Consider the following 15,963-nt stretch of genomic DNA (forward strand, 5'->3'; position numbering starts at 1 on the left):
CAAGCCTTACCAACGGCGCGTGTACTTCTCGCGGGTGATGCGGGCCATCTCAGCGATGACTTCCCTCGCGTCGGCCGGTGGACGCTGCCACACCTTGCGGCCGACAACGACGCCCTGCGCACCCGCGGCGATCGCGTCTTCGACATCGCGCAGTGTCGAAGCCGCATCGCCACTGAGCGGTCCGCCCGCGACAACGACCGGGATATCAAGTTCCGCGCAGAGCTTGGCGGTCGCATCCGGGCCTGGGAAAGTGATCTTGATGATGTCCGCTCCGAGATCGTACCCGATTCGAGCTACCTCCAACTCCTTTTCAACGATTTCCGGAGAACGCGGCGTGTTGAGGAAGACCGGTTCGACCATCACCGGCATGTGCCACTTCGAGGCCTCGGAAACGACCTCGCCGATGCGCTTGCAGTATTGCACCTTTTCGACGTCGTTCACGTTCCAGGGGAGCAGGAGCTTGACGCAATCGACGCCCATGCGGACGGCGTCCTCCACGCTGGTGACGATCGCGCCGGTTCCGGTTTCGGACGCGCTCGTCGGCCAGAACGCATCGATCGCGAGGACTCGCGACATCGCCGGCGCACGGGCCAGGTCGACTTCCGAGGCTTTGACAATGCCCGTGCTGACCATGAAGCCTGTGATATCCTCGTTGAGGAAGCGACGCATGACCTCGACAGGGGCCTCGAGCGACGGCACCCGGCCCCAGACCAGGCCATGGTCGATCGGGACGATCAGCGCCGCGCGGTCTTCGCGGAAGACTCGGTTCATGCGGTAGCTGGTGGAATAACGATTGGTCACGGGTTCGCTCCTTGTAGAGTGGTGGCAATCTGCCGTTAGGAAAACAGAAGTTGGGTTTTGACCGATTTTCCGGCCTGCATGCTTTGAACGGCTTCTTCGAAGCTCCAGACAGGAAAGCTCTCGCCAATCAGCAGTGCAGCCCGGACCTTGATATCCGTCATCAGATCGACAGCCGCGCCGAACTTGTCGGCGCAGGAGTTCGAGCCGATGAACCGGAATTCCCGTTCGTAGAGTTTGAACGGGTTAAAGCGCGCTTCGGCGTGCTCGTCGTGCACTCCGACCTGGACCAGGGCGCCCGTCTTCTCGATGAGCTGCAACGCCTGCTTGAGCGCTGCAGGCACTCCGGCGGCTTCGAAGACGACGTCGAAAAGCTCGCCCTGAAGGGCATCCGGCTGTCGTGCATCCTCGATGCCAACCTGGCGCGCGATCTCGAGCTTTCCGGCAGCCGGGTCCGCCAGCGTGACGCTGCCGGCGCCAGAGACTTGTGAGGCTATCGCGATCAGCAGACCCATGGTGCCGCCTCCGAGGACCAGCACGCGGCGGTTGTCTATCCCCTGAGCGGATTCGACCGCGTGCAGGGCACAGGCCAGCGGTTCTATGAGCGCCGCCACGCCGGGACCGATCGATTCAGGGACATTGAACGCGTTACGGCTCGGAACCACGACGTATTCGGCCGCCGCGCCCGGACGCCCGACGCCGATTGGCGTCAGGTGGATACAGAGGTTTGGCCGCCCGGCTTTGCACCACCGGCAGGCTCCGCAAACGACGTTTGGATCGACGGCGACAAAATCGCCCTCCTTGACGTTGCGGACATCGCTCCCGACCGCGACGACATGGCCCGCAAATTCATGGCCGGGGGTGACCGGATAATTCGTGCCGACAAACCCGTGCTTCAGCATGTGAAGATCGGTGCCGCAGATCCCGCAGCAGACGGGTTTGACAAGAACTTCCCCCGCGCCGATCTTCGGTACTGTCGTCTCTATAACACTGATCTGGTGGTCCTTGGTTATCCGAACGGCGTTCATCTTGCCCTCAGGCGGGCCGCCGAACAGCTGGTCAAAACTCATCTTACTGCTCCGAATGTAAGGCCACGGGTCAGGCTCTTCTGTGCGAACCATCCTGCTGCAACAACCGGGACGTTGATCAGGGTTGCAACGGCTGCGACCTGCGCAGTGTAGAGCTGACCGAAGCTGAGGAATTTCTGAAGAAAGACCGGCAGAGTGCTAACGGTCGTCGTCAGGTTGAGCGCGAGAAAGAACTCGTTCCAGGCAAAGATGCCGCACAGGAGCGCCGTGGACGCGAGGCCAGGCTTGATCAGGGGGATGATGATCTGCGTCATCTCCCGGAAGCGCCCCGCTCCGTCGACCTCGACGGCGTCGAACACGTCACGCGGGATTTCCACCATGAATGAGCGGATCATCCATATCGCCAGCGGCAGGTTCATCGAGACGTACACAATGATCAGCACGGTGGACGTGTTCAAAAGGTCGAAGGTTCGGGCGACGAGGTAGATCGGCACGATACCGGCAGCGATCGGCATCATCTTCGTCGAGATGAAGAAGAAGAGGACGTCGCGCCATTTGGGGACCGGCCGCACCGTCAGAGCGAAGGCTGCCGGGATGGCAAGCACGATGACGATTGCCGTCGAGGTCAGGGTGACCAGCACGGAGACGGTCAGGAAGGCAGCAAAGTCGTTCTCGAAGATGCGTTGGTAGTGCTCGAGTGTCGGGGTGAAGAACAGCTTCGGCGGATAGCTGACGGCGTCCTGCTCGGTCTTGAAACTCGTAAGGATCATCCAGCCGATCGGCGCGAACATCACGAAGGTACCAAGCCAAGTGAGAGCGGTCAGCAGGGCATCGACGCGGCTGGCTCGACGAAGACTCATGCCCGACCTCCTTCCTTGAAGATTCCGGAGACGACGCGCAGCATCGGCACCGTCAGGGCGATCGCAAATGCCAGGGCGATCATGCCGAAGGCCGAAGCGCGCCCGAGATCGAAGGCGCTGAAGGCCTCCAGGTAGACGTAGTAGGACAGGTTCGTGGTCGCATAGGCCGGGCCGCCGTTGGTGAGGATGGCGATCGCGGCAAAGTTCTCGAGCACATACATCGCTGTCAGCAGCGCCGTGAGTTCGATGAACGGGCGCAGATGCGGCAGCATCAGGCGGCGGAAAGTGTAGAACCGCCCGGCGCCATCCACTGCGGCTGCCTCCGCGACTTCGGTCGGAAACGACTGCATTCCGGCAAGCAGGATCAGCAATGCGAAAGCGGACCACTGCCATGTCGTCAGCAGGATGATCGTCAGCCGCGGGTATTGGCTGATCCAGTTGACCCGGCCGAGACCGACCGCGTCCGTCATCCAGCCGAGGATACCGAAAGTCGGATCATAGATTCCGGTCTTCCAGAACAGCGCAGCAGCCACCGGCATGATGAAAAAGGGCGTAATGGCGAGCGTGCGCGCAATCGTGCGCCCGCCGAACTCCCGATTGAGGCCGGCGGCGAGCAGCCCGCCGACGATCACGGATGCGATCACGATCGACCCCGTCATAACAACAGTGTTGAACACGGCTTTCAGGAAGACGGCATCATTGAATGCATTCAAGAAGTTGCGGAACCAGACGAAGCGCGGGGCACTTGTGGACACCAGGTTCCAGCGCTGCAGGCTGTAGTAAAGGGTGATGATGAATGGCAGCTGGGTGACGCTGAGCACCACGACAAGAGCAGGAAGCAGCGGAAGGCGATCCCACCAGCCCTTGACGAAGGCGCTGCGCACGCGTGACGCGCGCTTTCCGCTCTGCAGTGACAACGACAAAGCCATTAAAAGATTCCGCATGTTTGATCGAGCAGGGATGTTCGGCGAGCCGCAGGGAGGACTGCGGCCCGCCAGGGCTGCACTACTTTATGTAGCCCGCGTCGGTCATGATCTCCCGGATCTTCTCCTCGCTCGCGGCGATGGCCTCGTCGGCGCTCATCTGACCACTGATTGCGCCAGCGAGCTGCTGGGAGGTGAAATCGCCGATCTGCTCGAATTCGGGGATCGTCACGTACTGGACGCCGGTATAGGGAACCGGATCGACGGTCGGCTTCAGCGGGTCTGCAGCACTAATCGAAGCCAACGTCAGATCGGCGTAGTCGCTGGTCGCCTTCTGATACTCCGGAAGCATGTAGGTGGATTTGCGCGAACCCGGAGGCACGGTGCCCCAGCCGGCTTTCTCACCAGCAAGCTTGATGTACTCCTCGCTGGTAAGCCAGGAAATCAGCTCCCAGGCGGCGTCTTGATGCTTACTGGTCTTCGGAATGGCGAGACCCCAGGCCCAGAGCCAGCCAGAACCATTCTTCTCCTTGATGGGCGCCAGGGCGAAACCCACGTTGCCCTTCACCTCGGGCGAGGCCTGATCCAGCACGGGACCTGCGAAAACCGTGTCGTCGTACCACATCGCCGCCTTGCCTTGGGTGAACAGCTGCAGGCATTCCTGCCAGCCGTCCTTCGCCGCGTCGGGCTGGCCGTGCTCCTTGAGCAGATTGACGTAGAAGTTGATCGCGTCCTTGGTCTTCGGGGCGCTGAGCTGGGGTTCCCAGTTTTCGTCGAACCAGCGGCCGCCGAAGGTGTTGATCACCGTGGTGAGCGGCGCAAGGCTTTGGCCCCAGCCCGGAATGCCGCGCAGGCAGATGCCCGCGGTGTTCGTCGAGTCATCATCGAGTTTCGCGGCAAACTCCGCGATCTGGTCCCAGGTCGGCTGCTCCGGCATTGTCAAGCCGGCCTTTTCGAAGAGATCCTTGCGATAGAACATGAAGGATGACGAGCCGTAGAAGGGCGTCGCATACATGTCGCCCTTGAAGGAGACGAGGTCCCGGATCGGCTTGATCAGGTCGTCGGCATTCCATTCCTTGTCGTTGGCGACGTATTCCTGGCTGAGATTGGTGATCCAGCCCTTTTCTGCCCAGAGAGGTACTTCATACGCGCCGATCATAACGATGTCGAACTGACCGGAGTTCGTCGCCACGTCCTTGAGGACGGTTGGTCGAAGCTGGTTTTCAGGCAAGGTCTGGAACTTGACCTTGATGTCAGGATGCTTGGCGTAGAAGTTGTCGATCAGCTTGGCAGCGGTCTGCATCTGCGGATTTGCGGCGAGCGCGACGGTGAGCGTGACCTCCTCCGAGTGTGCCGCAGGCGCAGCAAACACTCCGAGAGCCACCGAAAGCGCAAGCGTGCTCACGCGCGAACCGGCACAGGCGGTTCGCCCCTTAATCGTAGACATTGAGACTACCTCTCTCCCACTAAGATCCGACCTGATTGTCGGAACCTCCCATCGGCGACACTTCGCGCTGTCGCCTTACAGTAGGATCGTCTCCATTCTCACGTTCCTACTGTAGGTCTTGTACGTACATAAATCGAAGAAAAGCGTCAATGCGTTTGTTGGTTGCGGCCAAAAAAATATCGAAAGGATGAAAATGGACGAGCGCGAGAAACCGCTGTACGGTATGTGCGTACATAACGGCCCCATATGATGAATCAATGGAAACAATCAATCGCACTTCCGCCGAGCCATATTATCTCCAGCTCGCGCGCATTCTCGAGAACCAGATCAAGAGCGGAAAATTCAAGGCGGGCGATCGCGTCCCCGGCGAGACGGAACTTTGTCGGTCCTTCGACCTCGCCCGCTCCACAGTGCGCGAAACTCTTCGCGCGCTTGAGCAGCAACGACTAATTCGCATGGTGCCCCGCCGTGGCGCCTACGTGAACGATCCGAACGATAATCAGTGGAAGCTCCAGGTAACCCAAGGCTTTCTCGAGACGGAGGCGCACTCCCCTGACAGATCCATTGACACCGCCGTCATACAATCCGGATTCGAGCCGCTCCCCTCCTTTGCGTCGAAGGCTCTCGGACTGAACGATGGCGAGCGCGGATTTGTGCTGGAGCGCGTGCGCCATATCGACGGCAAGGCGGCTATGCACTCGACGAATTATCTCCCCGCGGATGTGGGAGCGGTCCTAATCGGCAAGCCAGTCCTGGAGGGCAAGGCATCCCTCAACCAGACACTCCGCCAAGCCGGCTTCTCGATCTTTGCGGCGCGGCGGGAGGTGGCTGCCATAGCAGCTCCGGCCGACACTGCGAAAGAGCTTGGCCTGGCTCGCGGTGCTCCAGTGCTGCTGATCCAGTCGACATCGCGCGGCGAGGACGGACGCCCCTTCGACTTCTACCGCTCCTTTGTCCGGAGCGACGTCGTCACCATTTCGGTCGACGCCGAAGCGCACGGCGAGCCAGCCAGGGGCGATGCCTAACACCGGAAATGACCAGTGCTCGCTAGTGAAGGCGTATACGAGGCTTCGGCAATTCCGGCAAGCGCTACGGCCCTGGCGCATTCGAATGAGCGTCGCCGAATCGCCCACATCGACACCAAACCGGAAACGAAAGTTCACCGGGTTCGTCAGCCGGGCTCCCGTTGCACGAAAGACGCGTCTGGAGGCCTGGTCCGCTCACGCGTTCAGCACCTTTCCGTAGGCGTCGAGCACGCTCTCCTTCATCATTTCCGAGAGCGTCGGATGCGGGAAGATCGTGTGCATCAACTCCTCTTCCGTCGTCTCCAGGTTCATGGCGACGACGAAGCCCTGGATCAGTTCGGTCACCTCTGCGCCGACCATGTGCGCGCCGAGGAGTTCGCCGGTCTTCTTGTCGAAGATCGTCTTGATCAGGCCCTGGTCTTCGCCCAGCGCGATCGCCTTGCCGTTGGCGCCGAAGCTGTAGCGGCCGACACGAATGTCGCGACCGAGTTCCTTGGCCCTGGCTTCAGTCAGGCCGACGGAGGCGACCTGCGGGTCGCAATAGGTGCAGCCCGGGATCTTGCCCTTGTCGAGTGCATGGACGCCCGGAACACCGGCGATCTTTTCGACGCAGATCACACCTTCATGCTCGGCCTTGTGTGCGAGCATCGGCGGGCCGGCCACGTCACCGATCGCGTAGATGCCGGCAACATTGGTCTTGCCGTAGCCGTCGGTGACGATGCAGCCGCGGCTGGTCTCGACGCGCAGCGCCTCGAGTCCAAGATTCTCGATATTTCCCTGGACGCCGATGGCGGAGATCAGCCGGTCCGCCTTGATCTGCGTGACTTTGCCGTCCTTCGTCTCGACATGGGCGGTCACGTCGTTGGCGCCCTTCTCGACCTTCGTCACCTTGGCGTCGGTGAAAATCTTGAGGCCGCGCTTCTCGAGTTGCTTGCGGGCGACGGCGGAGATCTCCGAATCCTCGACCGGCATGATTTGGGGCAGCAGCTCGACGACCGTCACATCGACGCCCATGGACCGGTAGAAGCTCGCGAATTCGATGCCGATCGCGCCGGAGCCCATGACGAGCATGGTCTTCGGCAACTCCTCGGGCTTCATCGCTTCGAAATAGGTCCAGATCAGCTTGCCGTCCGGCTCGATGCCGGGCAGTGCCCGCGGCCGGGCGCCGGTGGCGATGATGATGTGCTTGGCCGTGTAGGTGCCCTCGCCCTTTACCCCCTTCGGAACGGGGTTCTGCGGCTGGACGGCTGGCTTCGACGGCGCGCCGACGGCGATCTCGCCGGGCTTGGTGAGCTTCGCCTCGCCCCAGATCACGTCAACCTTGTTCTTCTTCATGAGGAAGGCGACGCCGCCGTTCAGCCGCGCCGACACGGCGCGCGAGCGGGCGACGACATCCTTGACGTTGGCTGTCATCTTGCCTTCGAGCGTCAGGCCGTAGTTCTTGGCGTGGTTCGCATGGTCGAGGATTTCGGCGGAACGCAGCAGCGCCTTGGTCGGGATGCAGCCCCAGTTGAGGCAGATGCCGCCCAGGTGCTCGCGTTCGACGATCGCCGTCTTCAAGCCCAGTTGCGCCGAGCGGATGGCGGTGACATAGCCGCCCGGGCCCGAACCGATAACGATGACGTCGTAGGACATGAGCATTCCTTGAAAAAAAATGGGGGACGCGCCTCGGCTCGACTGCGCCGCGGTAGCGATCCCCCAGAGTTGCGGGAGGAAACTAGACCAGCATGCCCAATGGATTCTCGATGAGCGCGCGGAACTTTGCGAGAAGCTCTGCGCCCAGCGCACCATCCACGGCACGATGGTCCGTGGACAGCGTCACGCTCATAACCGTAGCAACGCCCAACTCCCCTTCTGCGGTTACCACCGGCCGCTTCTCTCCGGCGCCGACCGCCAGGATCGTGGAGTGGGGGGGATTGATGATCGCAGCGAATTCCTTCACGCCGTACATTCCGAGGTTTGACACCGCTCCCGTGCCGCCCTGGTATTCGTTGGGCTTCAGCTTTCCTGCCTTGGCACGCACGGCCAAGTCCTTCATTTCGTTCGAGATGGTCGAAAGGCTCTTTTGCTCCGCCTGGCGGATGATAGGGGTGATCAGTCCACCGGGGACGGAAACCGCCACGCCGACATCCGAATGGCTGTGGCGCACCAGATGCTCATCCGTCCACGACACGTTAGCGTCCGGAACACCCGCCAGGGCTAGTGCATAGGCCTTGATGACGAGGTCGTTCACCGAGAGCTTGTAGGCCGGCACGCTCTCGCCCAGCGGCGCCGCAGCATTAAGCTCCGCGCGCAATTTCAGGAGCGCATCGAGCCGGCAGTCCGCCGAAAGGTAGAAGTGCGGAACAGTGCTCTTGGCCTCCACGAGCCGTCGGGCGATTGTCCGACGCATGGAGGTGTGCGCCTGAAGCTCGTAGGACCCATCGGGAAAATGCCGAAGCGCGTTCTCACCTACGATGTTATCGCCGGCCTCCGATCTGCCCGATGTCCGCGTGGGCTCCGCCTGTACCCAGGCATCAGCAACGCTGTTGGAAATCGCCAGCACATCGGCACTGACGACGCGGCCATGAGGGCCGCTCCCGGCCAGTGTGGCAAGATCCAGTCCGCGTTCCCGCGCGAGGCGCCGTGCGAGCGGCGTGGCGCGGACTGCGCTTCCAGCTTTCCGTTCGGCTGCTTCCTCTGCGGCCGGCGTCTTCGCCTCGGATACGGGCAGCGGACTTTCGGCGGTGGCCGACGGCGAAAGGGGGACGGCCGTCTCGTTGACGGCCTCTCCCTCGGCATAGATCCACGCGACGGCCGAGCCGACTGCGATATCCACGCCTTCCTTGCCGGTCACGTTGCGTAGGACTCCGCTTGCCGGCGCGTCGATTTCCATAGCCGCTTTGTCGGTCTCGATCTCGAAAAGGACGTCGCCCTCCTTCACGGCGTCGCCCTCACCGAAGAACCACTTCGAGATCCTGCCCGTGGCCATGTCCATGTCGACCTTCGGCAAAATGACTTCGGTGGCCATACTATCGCACTCCCCTAACAAGGCCGCGGGCCGCATCGATTATGTCCGGCACCTGCGGGACGGCAGCCTTTTCCAGCTCGGGATTGTAGGGGATCGGCGTCTCGGACCCGCCGAGGCGCAATATCGGAGCATCGAGGTAGTCGAACGCCTCACTTTCGGCGATCATCGCACTGATCTCCGCGCCGACACCAAGCGTTTTCACGCCCTCGTAGACGCAGATCAGCCGAGAGGTCTTCTTCACGCTGGCGATCACCGTTTCCCGGTCGATGGGGCGGATTGAGCGAAGATCGATCACTTCCGCGCTCACGCCCTCGCCGGCAAGCACTTCCGCAGCCTCCAGGGCCTTGTGAACCATGATCGAAGTTGCGACGATCGAAACGTCGCGCCCTTCCCTGCGGACCTCCGCCTTGTTCAGCGGCACCGTGTAGTGTCCCTCCGGAACCGGCCCCTTCATCTTGTAGAGCAGCTTGTGCTCGAAGATCATGACAGGATCCGGATCCGCCACGGCAGCAAGGAGCATTCCTTTCACGTCATGCGGCGTCGCCGGCTGAATGACCTTCAGCCCCGGCACGTGGCCGAGCCATGCTTCCAGGCTCTGGCTGTGCTGTGCGGCAGCCCCGGTTCCGGAGCCGGCGGGGAAACGCATGACGAGTGGAACGGACACCGCACCGCCAAGCATGTAGCGCATCTTGGCCGCCTGGTTGACGATCTGCTCCATTGCGAGCGCGGCGAAATCGGAAAACTGGAATTCGAAGATCGGTCGCAAGCCGGTGACCGCTGCACCGACGGCGACACCTGCGCCGCCAAGCTCGGAAATCGGGGTATCCATGACGCGGTCGGGGCCGAAGCGGTCAATCAGATCGCCCGTCACCTGAAAGGCGCCGCCATAGACGCCGATGTCCTCGCCCATGAGGATTACGCGCTCATCCGATTCCATGGCGATCGCCATGGCTTCCTGGATGGCTTGGGAGTAGCTGATTTCTCTGACTGACGCGTTCATGTCATGCCTCGAGCGTGTAGACGTTGTCAGCGAGGCCATCGATAGACGGCATCGGGCTCGCCTTCGCGAACTCGATGCCAGCGTCGATTTCCTGCTGCACACTGCCGCGGATCGCCTCTAGCTCGTCCGACGTCGCGATCCCGAACTCGATCAACTGGGCCTCGTAGCGCTTGATCGGATCCCGATTAGTCATCCAGTCGTCGATCTCATCCTTGGTGCGATAGCGATTGCGGTCACTTTTGGAATGTCCGCGATACCGATAGGTCTTGCATTCGATGAGCGTCGGTCCGTCGCCGCGGCGGGCCCGTTCAACCGCCTCATGCGAAGCCTCGGCGACGTCCGACAATACGTTGCCGTCGACGATCACACCCGGCATGGAGTAGGCGGCCGCGCGATCAGCGACGTTCGCGGCCGCAGTCGAGCGGGCGGTCGACGTCGACATGCCGTAGCCGTTGTTTTCGCACACGAAAATGACCGGAAGCTTCCAAATGGCCGCCATGTTCAGCGCCTCATGGAAGGCACCCTCGTTGTTCGCGCCGTCACCGAAGAAGCAGACGACAACCTTGCCGGTGCGGAGCCGCTTTGCGGTGAGAGCCGCGCCGACAGCGATCGGAAGCCCGCCCCCGACGATCCCATTCGCGCCAAGGTTCCCGGTCGACACATCGGCAATGTGCATCGACCCGCCGCGGCCCGCACAGTAACCGGTAGTCTTGCCAAAGAACTCTGCGAACATCCGCTTCACTTCGGCGCCCTTGGCGATGCAGTGGCCGTGCCCGCGATGGGTAGAGGTCATCTGGTCCTCGTTGACAAGAGGCATGCAGATCCCCATCGCGCTCGCTTCCTGGCCGATGGAAAGATGCATCGTCCCGTGAATAAGTCCGCGCATATAGCACTCTTCGGCTCCTTCCTCGAACCGGCGAATGAGGTGCATCTTTCGAAGCGCATCGAGAAGCTGCTCGCGTTGGTATTGGCGGTAGATGAAGGGCAGATTTTTGGTCTCGGCTTCCACTTGCATCGCCCGGGCGCGTCCCGACATGATCAAGCCTCCCTTCCATAAACGAGCGTATCCTGCCGCGCGCGGAGTTCCGCAATACGCGAGCCGGGCGCAACCGACGCGTTCTGATAGGTAATAAGCTCTCCTTTACGGATCGGCTGCATGACGGTACCGCCCTGAAGCAGGCCGCACGGGATTGCCGAGGAGGACCGAGCCTCCGGCGCCGTCATGATCCAGGCCCGATAGGAGTACTCACCGATGGCATCGAGCGTTTCGCCGGGCGAAAGGTCCTTCTTGGCGACCGCGCAGACCTCCGCGACCGGGGTCGAGAGCGGCACCATGTCCGGCTTACCGTAAAGCACGACACGCGCACAGGTGAGCGGGACCTCGAGCGAGGTGAGGTGATAGGGGCGATGGAAGGTGAAGTAGGGCCCCTTGCCCATCTTGAGGTCTTCCATGCGCTCGGAAATGCGCGGATGCGACATGTCGGCGACAACGAAAACGCCCGGCGCCACACCCTTGCCGATGGAGTAGTCGACCACACCCGCCTTCGAGAGGACGCCCCCGTCCCTCTCCGGGATCAGGACTGAGGAAAGCTTGTCCAGCGTGGCCGCTGGGCCATGCATGCCGGGCTTGTCAGGGACTAGTCCCGTGGCATTCGCGATCGCAGCCATTTCAACCATTGTCTTGGAACCGTCGACGAACTCCACGAGCATGCGGACATTCATGTTCCGGCGCGCGGCCTCCTCGGCATAGTCGTCTGGAACAGCATCGACGTTCAGCGGATTGTTCTTGCCCTTGCCGGCCGCAACGATCGGATGCCCCATGGCCGACACGAACTCGATCAGCTCAATGCATGAAGATGGCTCGTCACCCGCCCCGAGCGAGTAGGTCACGCCAAGACGCTCGGCTTCGCTCTTGAGATAGGCGCCGATCGTCACATCGGCCTCAACATTCATCATCACCAGGTGCTTGCCGTGCTCCATGGCGGCGAGACCGATCTCGGCGCCGACTGCGGGCACGCCGGTAGCATCAATCACCACGTCGATAAGGCCACTGTTGAGAATGTTAGCCGAATCTGCGGTGATCGCGACCTTTCCGCTCTCGATGACTGCGTTCAGATCCATCGAACTGGCCGCGTCGCGATGATGCCCCCCGGATTGGTAGGCGATGTCCACTGCCTCGCGCGCCCGGGCAACGTTCAGATCGCAAATCGCGCCAATTTCGATGCCTGGCATGTGGGCCACACGGGTGACGATGTCGGTGCCCATTTCTCCACTGCCGATGAGGCCTACGCGGATAGGCTTTCCTGCTTCCTCGCGACGCACGAGGTCACGCGCAAGCCCTGTTGGTGCAACATTGATGGGCATTTCAATCCTCCCAAATCACTATCGGCGTCCTTCGTATTGTACATTTGTGATTTCGTCAATATATTTGTTCTAGCAATGTGACCTCACAAGCGCGCCTGTGAGAAGTTTGCTCAACGCGAGAAGCCGTGATTGCGATTATATTTCAATTGGTTGTATGAATTGTCCTAAGAAAATTGTAGGGAGGGCTTCTGACTACGCCGCGAAGTCGGCTGGCGACCGATGTTCAATCAGGCCATCGCGTGCGCGATGCTGGTCAGCCGGCCTGTCTTCCCGGCTCAAAATTGGTTGGAAATCCCATTATCCCATTGGTATATCTGGGACATCTTCGGTTCTATCTTGAACCGGTATTGACGGCCATCGCCTCACCACACACATGCGATCCCGCACGGTGGGCACGGCATCATTGACAGGCGCGCCTTGTGGGCCACCCGGATCACGGGCAACCCGATGGAACAAATATCAGTAAAACAACAACAATGTTCCGTCGTGCCGGCACGGCGTTGCTGATCGACGCCTCACCCCCTCCGCCGGAACGATATGCCGGGACTATATATCGGCCTCTTCCGACGCCGACAGCAACGCCTTGGCCGTTTGTTCATCGGTTACCAGAGTGGTGGGTTTTATGGTGGTGAGAGAGGCCAGGAGCGCCTGCAGTTTTTCCGGGCCGCCAGAGATCAGCACACGCTCCGGCGTGCGACGCAAGCGATCAAGGTTCACCGAGATCACGCGGGAATTCACCTCGTGATCGATCACGTTGCCCTGCTTGTCGATGAAGTTGTAAAGAACATCGCCGACCGCGCCCGCGTCGATGAGAGAGCGCCGGTCAGCCTCGCTAAGATAGCCCGTGCGATAGCTTGTCGTAAGGGCTGAAATCCCGCCGACGGACAAAAGGGCTACGTCGAGCTTGTCCGCCATCTCGAAAATGGCCGCAAGCCCGCACCTCTCGAGCAAAGCATGCTTCGTTTCCGGACTGTCGACTACCGCCGGCGCAGGAACCAGGAAACCCTCGCCCATGAATAGTTCAGCGAACTGCCAGGCAAATTCGGCTGGATTGAAGCGCCGCGCCGCAGAGATACCACCCAACAAGGAGACGACGCGGAAGTCTTCGAGAGTCGCCCCAGCAATGAAGGGCAGCGTATTGTAAAGGGTTCGTCCCCAGCCCACGCCGACCACCATCCCCGATTTCATCATCCCGGATATGAGCGTGCCGGCGGCGGCGGCGATGACTTTCGTGGGGTCCCCTTCGGGATCACTGAATGGCGCGACAATTGCCCGCCTGACTCCGAAGACGGTCTCAAGCTCCCTTTCGAGCGCCACCATGTCAGAGAGCGGCGACGAAATGGAAACGCGGACCTCGTTGCGACGCCGCGCCTCAGCCAGTAGCCGGACGACCATCACGCGATTGATGCCAAGCTGACTAGCAATGTCGTTCTGCGTGTAGTTCTCCACGTGATACAGCCACACGACGCGAGCTCGCAGTCTCTCAGACTCACTCTGAGCCATTACAACTGGAGACGTGATCTGCATTTGCATTCCTCATGGGTTCTACAGGCGTAGCGGTCGATAGCACACTGTTGCCGCGATTTCACTCCTCCTCCTGGGGGACGCGAACGGCAAGGGCTCAAGAACAGGGGCGGTTTCCGCCAAAACAGCGACGCGCTCCCCCGTCAGCCAGCCGCCCCGCATTCCCCTGCCATCGTTCCAGCAACAAACTGATTTTCGCACATATTACCGTCCGACACCATTGATGTTCGCGTTCTGGCCGCCAAAACGGCGGAGAAAGTGGTTGACATCGGGCAGATGATGAACACATTGTATTTTTTGTTGGCAATTGTTCCGTCGCTTGTGAGCGAATGTCGACACTGCAATGGCACGGAATGGAGGCCGCGCCAAAACAGTCTTGCCTCCATGGGCATTCAACTGGTTAGTTTACATTGGGGAGGAACAGTTAATGACTATCTTGAATACGGGTGTGTCGCGCCGCAACTTTCTGCGGCAGACCGCAGTGTTGGGCTTGGCCGCAGGTGCGGCTTCCAGCCTGAGGCTGCCGGCCTTCGCCCAGTCCGATCTTCCGGATATCCAGTCCATTCTCGACAAGATCTCGGTTATCGACTACGTGCGGGAGGACTACCGCAAGCTCTACTCGATGTCAGACGAGCCGTTGTGGGATCCGGCAAAAGACTGGATCAGAACGGTCGATTGGGAACAGGTACGTTCGGAGCAAGTAGGTAAAACCGTCCGCTTCGCCGTCGGAGCAGCAGACCAGGAGTCGGCGGCTGAGGGTCTGAAGCCGTTCGAACAGTTGTCCGGTATCAAGGTGGAGCTTGTTCCGATCCCGGACGACAGCTTCTACGACAAAGCCGTTTCTGAGTTCATTTCAGGCAACGCTACCTTCGACGCGCTGCAATTCTTCTCTCCGTGGCTGGGTGATTTCGCCGGTCCGGGCTTCCTGTACGAGCTTACCGAGTTCGCCGAAAAGTGGAAGCTCCCGCTGGACGACTTCTACGACACATACCGCCTCAACTATGGCTATTTCGGTGGAAAGCTCGTCGGCATTCCGTTCGATTGTGACATTCAGATGGTGCACCTTCGCAAATCGATCATGGAGAAAATCCTTGGCGGACCGATCGATCGTGCGAACTCCGTTCCGAATTATGATGAGCTGATCCGCATTACCGCCGAAGCGAACAAACTCGGCGGTGGCGTGTCGGGCGTCGGCCTGATGGCGGCGCGTGGCTTCTGGGCTACCTACACTTGGGAGCACATCGCCGCACAGGCCGGGTTGAAGCTCTTCGACGATCAGTGGACTCCGCAGTTGACGAGCGATGCCGGGATGAAGGCCATGGACATCATCATGGCGCTTCAGAAGAATGCCATCGAGGGCGTTTCGGGCGCCGGCTGGGGCGAAAACCGCGCCGCCTGGCTCGGCGGTCAGGTTGCGGCCAATATCAGCTGGCAGGACAGCGGCACCCAGGCCATGCGCCCGGACCAGTCGAAAATCGTTGATGATTTTGTGACCATCTATGAGCCGCGGATTTCGGGCGGTGTGTTCGCTCCGCCGAACATTGCAGGCTCGACATCTTGCGTCGCTGCTACCTCGCAGAACCCTGAAGGCGCGTTCCTAATGCTCGCCTTCCTTACAACCTCCTCCATCATGGCCATGAATGAGGCCAACGCCAACGGCGTGGCCCCCGGCTATCGCTCCGTGTTGGCGAATGAGCGGTTAAGAGCGGTCAGCCAACCTGCTAAAGTCTGGGCGGATAGCCTTGAACATGCATGGTGCGCGCCCCGTCTTCCGGGCATGTTTGAGATGGAACAGGCTCTCGGCAACGAAATTAACCGCGCAGTTACCGGCCAGATCTCCGCCAAGGAAGCTCTTGAGAACGGTCAAGCGGCTTGGAAGAGTATCATGGAGAAGAACGGCGTCTCAGGCGGCAACGGCTCCGTCGCGTATGCAGACGTGGCACCAGGCATGTATGTTGGTGGCGGCAAGGCATTGCCGTTCTAA

13 protein-coding genes are annotated in these 15,963 nt (G+C 60.8%); 2 read left to right on the forward strand and 11 right to left on the reverse strand.

Going from position 1 to position 15,963, the window contains the following annotated elements; translation table 11 throughout:
* Positions 1-6: 6 nt before the first annotated feature.
* The 5 genes from USDA257_RS09160 to USDA257_RS09180 form a co-directional block, all read right to left on the reverse strand.
* A complete protein-coding gene (locus USDA257_RS09160; RefSeq protein WP_014762642.1) occupies positions 7-801 on the reverse strand; it encodes a class I fructose-bisphosphate aldolase in 795 nt (264 codons plus the stop codon).
* Between the two features lie 35 nt (positions 802-836).
* The gene (locus USDA257_RS09165; protein WP_014762643.1) at positions 837-1,868 is read right to left on the reverse strand and encodes an alcohol dehydrogenase catalytic domain-containing protein; all 1,032 of its coding nucleotides are present in this window, start codon (positions 1,866-1,868) and stop codon (positions 837-839) included.
* Positions 1,865-2,686, reverse strand: coding sequence for a carbohydrate ABC transporter permease (locus USDA257_RS09170; protein ID WP_014762644.1), 822 nt, complete (start codon positions 2,684-2,686; stop codon positions 1,865-1,867). The genes USDA257_RS09165 and USDA257_RS09170 overlap by 4 nt, the downstream gene beginning before the upstream one ends.
* The gene (locus USDA257_RS09175; protein WP_196777090.1) at positions 2,683-3,615 is read right to left on the reverse strand and encodes a carbohydrate ABC transporter permease; all 933 of its coding nucleotides are present in this window, start codon (positions 3,613-3,615) and stop codon (positions 2,683-2,685) included. Before USDA257_RS09175 ends, USDA257_RS09170 begins: the two co-directional genes overlap by 4 nt.
* 76 nt (positions 3,616-3,691) lie before the next feature.
* Complete coding sequence (locus USDA257_RS09180; RefSeq protein ID WP_014762646.1) at positions 3,692-5,056, reverse strand: ABC transporter substrate-binding protein; 1,365 nt, start codon at positions 5,054-5,056, stop codon at positions 3,692-3,694.
* A gap of 257 nt (positions 5,057-5,313) precedes the next feature.
* On the opposite strand from USDA257_RS09180, the gene USDA257_RS09185 reads away from it, so the two are divergent.
* Complete coding sequence (locus tag USDA257_RS09185; RefSeq protein WP_014762647.1) at positions 5,314-6,081, forward strand: GntR family transcriptional regulator; 768 nt, start codon at positions 5,314-5,316, stop codon at positions 6,079-6,081.
* Positions 6,082-6,276: 195 nt separating this feature from the next.
* On the opposite strand, the gene lpdA is transcribed toward USDA257_RS09185, so the two are convergent.
* The 6 genes from lpdA to USDA257_RS09215 all read right to left on the reverse strand — a co-directional run bounded on the left by lpdA (position 6,277) and on the right by USDA257_RS09215 (position 13,982).
* Entirely contained in the window at positions 6,277-7,722 is a 1,446-nt protein-coding gene (gene lpdA / locus USDA257_RS09190; RefSeq protein WP_041414037.1) for a dihydrolipoyl dehydrogenase, read from the reverse strand.
* A 76-nt stretch (positions 7,723-7,798) separates the two neighbouring features.
* On the reverse strand, positions 7,799-9,091 hold the full coding sequence (locus USDA257_RS09195) for a 2-oxo acid dehydrogenase subunit E2 (RefSeq protein WP_014762649.1): 1,293 nt from the start codon (positions 9,089-9,091) through the stop codon (positions 7,799-7,801).
* Between the two features lies 1 nt (position 9,092).
* The gene (locus USDA257_RS09200) at positions 9,093-10,091 is read right to left on the reverse strand and encodes an alpha-ketoacid dehydrogenase subunit beta (RefSeq protein ID WP_014762650.1); all 999 of its coding nucleotides are present in this window, start codon (positions 10,089-10,091) and stop codon (positions 9,093-9,095) included.
* Between the two features lies 1 nt (position 10,092).
* Entirely contained in the window at positions 10,093-11,127 is a 1,035-nt protein-coding gene (locus USDA257_RS09205; protein WP_014762651.1) for a thiamine pyrophosphate-dependent dehydrogenase E1 component subunit alpha, read from the reverse strand.
* 2 nt (positions 11,128-11,129) lie between these two features.
* The gene (locus USDA257_RS09210; protein WP_014762652.1) at positions 11,130-12,455 is read right to left on the reverse strand and encodes an NAD(P)H-dependent oxidoreductase; all 1,326 of its coding nucleotides are present in this window, start codon (positions 12,453-12,455) and stop codon (positions 11,130-11,132) included.
* Positions 12,456-13,001: 546 nt separating this feature from the next.
* Positions 13,002-13,982, reverse strand: a complete 981-nt coding sequence (locus USDA257_RS09215; protein ID WP_014762653.1) for a sugar-binding transcriptional regulator — start codon at positions 13,980-13,982, stop codon at positions 13,002-13,004.
* Between the two features lie 424 nt (positions 13,983-14,406).
* On the opposite strand from USDA257_RS09215, the gene USDA257_RS09220 reads away from it, so the two are divergent.
* Positions 14,407-15,963, forward strand: a complete 1,557-nt coding sequence (locus USDA257_RS09220; protein WP_014762654.1) for an ABC transporter substrate-binding protein — start codon at positions 14,407-14,409, stop codon at positions 15,961-15,963.

The organism is Sinorhizobium fredii USDA 257, from assembly GCF_000265205.3.
GTDB classification, from domain to species: Bacteria; Pseudomonadota; Alphaproteobacteria; order Rhizobiales; family Rhizobiaceae; genus Sinorhizobium; species Sinorhizobium fredii_B.

Coding starts and splice junctions, on each gene's coding strand:
- USDA257_RS09205 (WP_014762651.1), bottom strand. CDS start 11,127: ATGTCGGGACGCGCCCGGGCGATGCAAGTGGAAGCCGAGACCAAAAAT.
- USDA257_RS09220 (WP_014762654.1), top strand. CDS start 14,407: ATGACTATCTTGAATACGGGTGTGTCGCGCCGCAACTTTCTGCGGCAG.
- USDA257_RS09165 (WP_014762643.1), bottom strand. CDS start 1,868: ATGAGTTTTGACCAGCTGTTCGGCGGCCCGCCTGAGGGCAAGATGAAC.
- USDA257_RS09185 (WP_014762647.1), top strand. CDS start 5,314: ATGGAAACAATCAATCGCACTTCCGCCGAGCCATATTATCTCCAGCTC.
- USDA257_RS09210 (WP_014762652.1), bottom strand. CDS start 12,455: ATGCCCATCAATGTTGCACCAACAGGGCTTGCGCGTGACCTCGTGCGT.
- USDA257_RS09175 (WP_196777090.1), bottom strand. CDS start 3,615: ATGGCTTTGTCGTTGTCACTGCAGAGCGGAAAGCGCGCGTCACGCGTG.
- lpdA (WP_041414037.1), bottom strand. CDS start 7,722: ATGCTCATGTCCTACGACGTCATCGTTATCGGTTCGGGCCCGGGCGGC.
- USDA257_RS09170 (WP_014762644.1), bottom strand. CDS start 2,686: ATGAGTCTTCGTCGAGCCAGCCGCGTCGATGCCCTGCTGACCGCTCTC.
- USDA257_RS09180 (WP_014762646.1), bottom strand. CDS start 5,056: ATGTCTACGATTAAGGGGCGAACCGCCTGTGCCGGTTCGCGCGTGAGC.
- USDA257_RS09215 (WP_014762653.1), bottom strand. CDS start 13,982: ATGCAGATCACGTCTCCAGTTGTAATGGCTCAGAGTGAGTCTGAGAGA.
- USDA257_RS09195 (WP_014762649.1), bottom strand. CDS start 9,091: ATGGCCACCGAAGTCATTTTGCCGAAGGTCGACATGGACATGGCCACG.
- USDA257_RS09200 (WP_014762650.1), bottom strand. CDS start 10,091: ATGAACGCGTCAGTCAGAGAAATCAGCTACTCCCAAGCCATCCAGGAA.